This is a genomic window from Cupriavidus sp. SK-3 (assembly GCF_000611145.1).
GTDB lineage: Bacteria > Pseudomonadota > Gammaproteobacteria > Burkholderiales > Burkholderiaceae > Cupriavidus.
Genome location: NZ_JFJV02000238.1, coordinates 1,099 through 1,414, shown reverse-complemented (window position 1 = coordinate 1,414; position 316 = coordinate 1,099). Strand labels below are relative to the sequence as shown.

The following is a 316-nucleotide window of genomic DNA, read 5'->3' as shown; positions in this document are numbered from 1 at the left end:
TTGCCCAGCAAGGTGCCCAAGGCATTCGCGAAGGCGAGCGCAGTGGCCGTCCGCCACGCATCACGCACGAGGCGCGACTACAGTTGATCGCGCTGGCGTGTGAAACGCAGGAACCTGAGGGACGGGTCACGCCGACGCTCGACGAGATTGTGGCGCGCGCCGTGGAGCGCGGCGTCGTCGGGCAGATCAGCCGCAGCCAGGTGCAGCGCATTCTGCAAGCCGGCGACGTGCGTCCGCACCGGGTCCAGCAATGGCTGCACAGCCCAGACCCGGCCTTTCGCGAGAAGGTCAACGGAATTTGCAAGCTGTACCGCAA

General features: G+C 66.5%; 1 protein-coding gene. It reads left to right on the top strand.

Translation table 11 applies throughout. The features are described 5' to 3' along the window. The coding region (locus CF70_RS33970) for a helix-turn-helix domain-containing protein (protein WP_035870902.1) at window positions 1–316 on the top strand (316 nt) is incomplete at both ends.